The organism is Rhodococcus sp. CX, assembly GCF_015865005.1.
Lineage (GTDB): Bacteria > Actinomycetota > Actinomycetes > Mycobacteriales > Mycobacteriaceae > Rhodococcus.
This window is the reverse complement of record NZ_JADZGH010000035.1, coordinates 1-5,419: the sequence shown is the minus strand read 5'-3', so window position 1 is coordinate 5,419 and position 5,419 is coordinate 1. Positions and strand designations below refer to the sequence as shown.

The 5,419-nt window shown below is 62.3% G+C and carries 8 protein-coding genes and 1 pseudogene; 4 read left to right on the top strand and 5 right to left on the bottom strand.

The features are described from left to right. Positions 1-22: 22 nt before the first annotated feature. Complete coding sequence (locus tag I0Q12_RS34590; RefSeq protein WP_269437514.1) at positions 23-151, bottom strand: hypothetical protein; 129 nt, start codon at positions 149-151, stop codon at positions 23-25. Here I0Q12_RS34590 and I0Q12_RS03415 point away from each other — a divergent pair. Further along, the gene (locus I0Q12_RS03415; protein ID WP_307846002.1) at positions 107-247 is read left to right on the top strand and encodes a hypothetical protein; all 141 of its coding nucleotides are present in this window, start codon (positions 107-109) and stop codon (positions 245-247) included. The two genes, I0Q12_RS34590 and I0Q12_RS03415, sit on opposite strands and share 45 nt — an antisense overlap. A gap of 36 nt (positions 248-283) precedes the next feature. Then, positions 284-367: pseudogene (locus I0Q12_RS31805) on the top strand (IS5/IS1182 family transposase); the annotation flags it as partial. Between the two features lie 167 nt (positions 368-534). On the opposite strand, the gene I0Q12_RS03405 reads toward I0Q12_RS31805, so the two are convergent. The 3 genes from I0Q12_RS03405 to I0Q12_RS03395 form a co-directional block, all read right to left on the bottom strand. Continuing rightward, the gene (locus I0Q12_RS03405) at positions 535-1,785 is read right to left on the bottom strand and encodes a hypothetical protein (RefSeq protein WP_197250600.1); all 1,251 of its coding nucleotides are present in this window, start codon (positions 1,783-1,785) and stop codon (positions 535-537) included. Between the two features lie 2 nt (positions 1,786-1,787). Continuing rightward, positions 1,788-2,237 carry a hypothetical protein gene (locus I0Q12_RS03400; RefSeq protein ID WP_197250599.1) on the bottom strand — a complete coding sequence of 150 codons (450 nt, stop codon included), beginning with the start codon at positions 2,235-2,237 and terminating at the stop codon, positions 1,788-1,790. Positions 2,238-2,382: 145 nt separating this feature from the next. After that, positions 2,383-2,727, bottom strand: coding sequence for a hypothetical protein (locus I0Q12_RS03395; RefSeq protein WP_197250598.1), 345 nt, complete (start codon positions 2,725-2,727; stop codon positions 2,383-2,385). Here I0Q12_RS03395 and I0Q12_RS35035 point away from each other — a divergent pair. Both I0Q12_RS35035 and I0Q12_RS03390 read left to right on the top strand, forming a co-directional pair. Beyond that, a complete protein-coding gene (locus tag I0Q12_RS35035; RefSeq protein WP_374068547.1) occupies positions 2,726-3,142 on the top strand; it encodes a helix-turn-helix domain-containing protein in 417 nt (138 codons plus the stop codon). The genes I0Q12_RS03395 and I0Q12_RS35035 overlap by 2 nt on opposite strands. Continuing rightward, positions 3,054-3,989 carry an IS630 family transposase gene (locus I0Q12_RS03390; RefSeq protein ID WP_374068549.1) on the top strand — a complete coding sequence of 312 codons (936 nt, stop codon included), beginning with the start codon at positions 3,054-3,056 and terminating at the stop codon, positions 3,987-3,989. The genes I0Q12_RS35035 and I0Q12_RS03390 overlap by 89 nt, the downstream gene beginning before the upstream one ends. An 80-nt stretch (positions 3,990-4,069) precedes the next feature. Here the strand turns inward: I0Q12_RS03390 and I0Q12_RS03385 are convergent, their stop codons facing one another. Continuing rightward, positions 4,070-5,227: a restriction endonuclease gene (locus I0Q12_RS03385; protein WP_197250597.1), complete on the bottom strand. Its 1,158-nt coding sequence runs from the start codon at positions 5,225-5,227 to the stop codon at positions 4,070-4,072. Positions 5,228-5,419: the final 192 nt, after the last annotated feature.

Sequence of the window (5,419 nt, the reverse complement as noted above, 5' to 3'; positions counted from 1 at the left end):
ATGATACTGCGCGGCAGTGTCTTCACGGAAAGTGCGCCAGAGCCAGGATCTCAATGAGCGCCATCAGCGGGGCGTGGGAGACGTCGAGTGGGCGGTCGCCGAGTACATCGACTGGTTCAATCATCGCCGCTTGCATGGCGAGATCGACCATGTTCCACCTGCCGAGTACGAGGCCACCTACTGGTCGAATCACATGTCGGTCGACTACCGTGAGACCCCGGTCCTCGCTGAGGCCGGAACCAGATAGCCGAGCCTCCGCCGAACTCGGGGCGATTCAGTCGACTATCGCGGCCGCAATGTGGTCGAGCGCCGGTTCTGCCACCTGAAGCAGTGGCGTGGGTTGGCTACGCGGTACGACAAGTTCGCGACATGCCCCGACTTGCTGGTCGAGCGCGGCTTCGTAGAACGCCTCGGCCAGGGCGGTTCAGACCCCTTCAGGACGCAGGCCGACACCGAGCTGGCCGTGATCGCGGAGCTGGCAGCGGCCCGGCCCACGCAAGCGACGGCACGCGGCCCCGGCGTCGCCAAAGAAGACTAGATGTGTAGCGACCAGCCGGACGCCAGCGAAGACTCGCTCACACTCACAGCGGATGAGCCGTGATCGGTGGTCGCCTCATGGGCCCAACCTTCGATCGATTCGGCGAATTGTGCGTAGCTCGATGGCCCATCTCCGGCGGTCACCATCCCGATCCATGCGTATCCACCAGGCTCCTTTCGGAGCACCCACGCGCCTGAGTCTCCGCCCTTTGTCGGTGACGACACGGATCCCTTCCCGCCCCAACGTTTACCTGGTCGGCGAATCTCGAGTAGATCCTCGAAGCAGTACACGGTTCCCGAGATAGTCATGCTGCGTCGAAGTGCGAGAGCGCCTATCTCAAGGGTTCTAGTACCCGACCGGGCAGAAACTTCGACGCGTTCACATTCGACGATATCAGCGATTGCCACCGTCCGTACGACCTGGCCGAGTGCGCGTACCGACTTGGTGGCTGAAACGGAGGACTCGAGTTCGATCAGTGCGGCATCGACCGTATTCGCATGCCCAGAGGCACGGCACCGTTGTCCAGGGCTGGTCAATGTCCCGTCGGTCGAATGCACACAGTTTCCGATCTTGGTACCGCCGTCAGGGTCGCTGGGCTGGACTGCCGCGGCATTGGTGACAATTACATGGCCGCATGTCACGCCATAAGTTGCCCCATTCATATCTATCAGGCCACCGAGCGTGCCGTTTATTGATCTGGCGGCCTGGCCCACTGACACTCCGCCCATCAGCGGGCGGTGACGCCGCTTGGGCCCAGCGTGGGCATGTGCGATCGGTCGCGCCTGCAATCGCACTGGCATGCCAACATCACTGGCAGTCGCGGATATTTCGGAAAAGTTCCTTGTCGATGGGTCATAGAGGACGGTAAACAGCACACCAACGTCCGCTCCGTCCAACCCGCGACGTTCGAGTGCGGCGCGGAACGCGTTGCACATCCAGGTTGGGTCGTAGGGAATCGCACTGTGTTCACGGGGAGGACGCGGAGCGGGCCACCCCCACTGCCTCTCGAAGTAGTTATCGACATCATCCAACTCAAGGAATGGGCCAGGGAAGTCGAATTGACGAATAATTTCGGCGATGTAGTTGTCGCAATCGGTCCACGCCGAAGATGTCATGGTCGTCCGAAGATCCCAGAAGTATCGAAGCAGTGGATCTGTCTCGACGAGCAAACCGTTCACATCCGGATGCGCCATCACCGATTGGAACGCTCCGATCCGCTCCCTGCCGATTGCCCGCAACGCCTCCACCGCTACCCCTCCTCATCGCCAGAATCAGCCGATCCCATCGGCGGCGGCTCCGGAACGACCACCTTGGCGGCGACTGCGTAGAGGATCGGCAGTACACCCACCGCGACCGCGCTGTAGATGTGAATCTCCTGCGGTAGCGTCACTTGGGCGTAAACCCACACCACGAAGGCACCGCAGCCCAACAGAATCGGCTGCCACGGTCGCCGATAGCGGGAGCGGGGGTAGATCCTGGCCAGATACGGAATTGTCAGGATCAACAGCGCCACGAAGATAACGAGCAGCCATACTGTTCGCCCCAAGGTGTTGGCATCCGTCGTCCCGAGAACAACACCCGACGCGATCGTGTAGGCGCCACCAGTCTCGACAGGAAAGTACTTCGCAAGTCGCTCCGGGTAGGAATCACCTTCTTCAGCCTGCGCCGCAGGACCCGTTACACGAGCAACTGGGGTCACACCCCGCGCCATAAGGACCTCCCAACAGTAATGACAGTAATGCGTCGACCAGGTCTGAGCATTAGCTCAGAGATCACGCTAAATCACGACTGGCGAATCCAGATGAGAAACCAATGGCCTGCACATGTGCTAGTGGGTGCGCCCGTTAGTTCGTCGGGGGTTGCCAGGCGGTGGGGTCGTTGAGGTAGAGACCGCAGGCGCAGTCGAGTGCTTCGGCCGGGGTGCCGCCGCGGAGGCCGCTGGGAAGGATGGAGTCTTCGTAGTCGTCGTGACTGGCCCGGTAGATCGCGAACCCCCAGGTAGTGGCCGATCCCGCGTAGCGCAGACGGCACAGCGGCAGCCTCGTGCCGTCGGCCAGTTCACCGGTGACATAGGCGAATGCCCCGTGGTAGCGCACCTGCAGTCCCGCGAGCTGCGGCCAGCGTTCGTCTGCGCGGGCGCGCAGTCGTTGCCGGAGGGAGACCTTCGTCGATTCGGGCGGTTTGGCCATGCGCGTCAGCCTGTCACGGTTGTACCCGGCGTGTCGGCCCGACTCGGTTCCGATGTCCAGGCACAGTTCCCCGGTCGATCATGATCACCGGACAGAGGGAGTCGGTTTGGCTGTGAGGAGTCCGTATCAGGTGCTTCCGACCTGCGAGGAGCGGTCCGAACTCGAGTCCCTCTCGCGTCGCGCTTCGGCGCAGTGCCGGCAGGTGTTACGCGCTCGGATCATCCTCGCCGCCGCGGACGGGACCTCCAACGCCGTGATCGCCGACCGACTCGGGATCTGTGTCGACACGGTCTGTAAGTGGCGTAGTCGATTTTGCGACAAGAGATATCGAAGGATTACGGGATCTTCCGCGCAGCGGCCGGCCACGTACCTTCCCGGCCGAGGTGGTGGCCGAGGTCAAGGCGTTGGCCTGTGAACTGCCGGCCCGGGCCGACGTGCCGCTGACCCGGTGGACCTGTCCGGAGCTGGCTCGTGAGGTTGTAACCCGGGGTATTGCCGGCGCGATTTCGGCGTCGACGGTGCGCCGGTGGCTGGCGGACGACGCCATCAAACCCTGGCAGTACCGCTCGTGGATCTTCCCCCGCGATCCGTATTTCGCTCCCAAGGCTGCGCGAGTCCTCGACCTCTACGACCGCATCTTCGACGGTGATCCACTCGGTGAGGACGACTTCGTGCTCAGCGCGGACGAGAAACCCGGTGTCCAGGCTCGCCAGCGCAAACACCCCGCTCTGTCTCCGGACGCGCATCGGCCGATGCGGGTGGAGTCCGAGTACTCCCGGCACGGCACCCTGGCGTACTTCGCTGCCTACGATGTCCACCACGCACGGGTATTCGGTCGTTGTGAACCCACCACTGGCATCGAGCCCTTCGGCCGCCTGGTGGAGCAGGTGATGACCACCGAACCCTACGCCAGTGCCCGGCGGGTGTTCTGGATCGTAGATAGTGTTGCCTCGCACCGTAACTGGGCGGCAGCGAAGCGGATGAACGATGCCTATCCCAATGCCCACATGATTCATCTGCCCGTGCATGCGTCGTGGTTGAACCAGGTGGAAATCTACTTCTCCGTCGTGCAGCGCAAGGCGCTCAGTCCCGACGATTTCCGCGACCTCGACGAGGTGACCACTCGCCTGAGGGCGTTCCAGGACCGCTACAACGCCACTGCCCGCCCGTTCGACTGGACGTTTACTCGATCCGACCTGAACGAGCTCCTCGACCGCCTCGGCCGCCACGATCCTCATACGCCACGCCCACTCGCCGCATGACCCCCGACGAACTAACGGGCGCACCCACTAGGTGGATTCGGTCCCCCAGACTAGGCATACAACCCCTTGATCATCTCTGATCACGCTTGCGGAAGACGTTGGAAGAACTTGTTCTGATACAAACCACGATTCCCAGAGGACGATGGAACGGAGGCATCCTCGTCGCTCAGTAGAGTAGCCGACTCGGCCTTGTCGCCGCGTCCGTCCGACTGCGGGTGACTCGGGATCGGCGGTAGCGGGTGCGCACGTCGCGCTGCGTCTACCAGGGTGCGCGCATGAGGGCTTTCCGGGTCGATCGATCCATCTTTGAAGTGACGGAACAGGGCGATCCCTGCGTGTCTCGCTTCGTTCAGAGTGATAGCGGGAATTGGTTGATTGGTGAAGCAGACCCCCCACTTATCTTGTGCTGCGGAGAGCTCACGCAACTGATGGATGTCTTGAACCTGGAGCCGACGGCTCGTGATGAGCCAGACGACCGCTGTGGACGAGTAGATTGCGACGTCACTGCTGCGGATGCGGTAGTCAAAGCCGCCGCCTATCTGCAGAAAACGCATGTGCTCGACAGTTCGAGCGTATTCAGCGCGGATCTGAATGGGAATGCCACTGACGGTCGTGGCCGGCGATGTTACGGCGGTAGAGGACTTGGCAGTGGGCAGAATGAGCGTTGGTTGCTGGGGACGCGGGTGCGGTTTTGGTCGTGCCGCAGCGGCCGTCTCCTCAGCCAGAATCGAAGCTACGCTCCGTCCTGATGCGATCGGCCGCTTTGTCGGGGCAGGCCGTGCCGGTGATCGCTTCGCGCGTGCGGGTGTTGCGGGCCGGTTCTGCTGCATGACCAATGTTTGTGCGCTGGTGTTGTACGCGGTGACATTTCCGTTTGTGTCGAACGTGAACAGCGCGATGGAATGCTGGTCGGCATATTGCACTGCGGGCTTGGCGTAACCGCTGTGGGCGTAGAACAGCATCCGGAGATGGTGGTCAATGCCCCGTGCTCCATACAATTGCCGCAGCTCGGGAGCTCCGACGGGGCGGAACCACAGCTTGACCTGTGCAATTGCGCCGTGGGACCGGATGTCGATACCCTCGTCGGGACCATCGCCGGTCACTGCTGCATCGACGAAGCCGAGTGTGCGCATATGAGCGGCAGCGGCTTCTTCAGCCTGCCGAGCCTTGCTAGTCATACCCCACAATCCCTGTCCGTTCATCGGCGAATAGTCAAGGCGCAACGCCTTGTCCAGCATATGCGACAGCGAACCCGGCTCCAGACCCCGCGCCCGCAACCACACGTGACATCACACTTGACCTATGGCCCTTCAAACGGCCATGTCTCGACCCATTCTCCGGTGCCGAGCAGGCCGTCGACCCGGCTGCATCGCCGAACCCGGGAGTGTCCGATAAACGGTGGATCCGGCCTGGCATCGGTTAGTTGATGC

Excerpts from the sequence above, each read along its gene's own strand:
- I0Q12_RS34590 (WP_269437514.1), bottom strand. The coding sequence starts at position 151 with ATGGTCGATCTCGCCATGCAAGCGGCGATGATTGAACCAGTCGATGTA.
- I0Q12_RS35035 (WP_374068547.1), top strand. The coding sequence starts at position 2,726 with ATGCGCGTCAGCCTGTCACGGTTGTACCCGGCGTGTCGGCCCGACTCG.
- I0Q12_RS03395 (WP_197250598.1), bottom strand. The coding sequence starts at position 2,727 with ATGGCCAAACCGCCCGAATCGACGAAGGTCTCCCTCCGGCAACGACTG.
- I0Q12_RS03385 (WP_197250597.1), bottom strand. The coding sequence starts at position 5,227 with ATGCTGGACAAGGCGTTGCGCCTTGACTATTCGCCGATGAACGGACAG.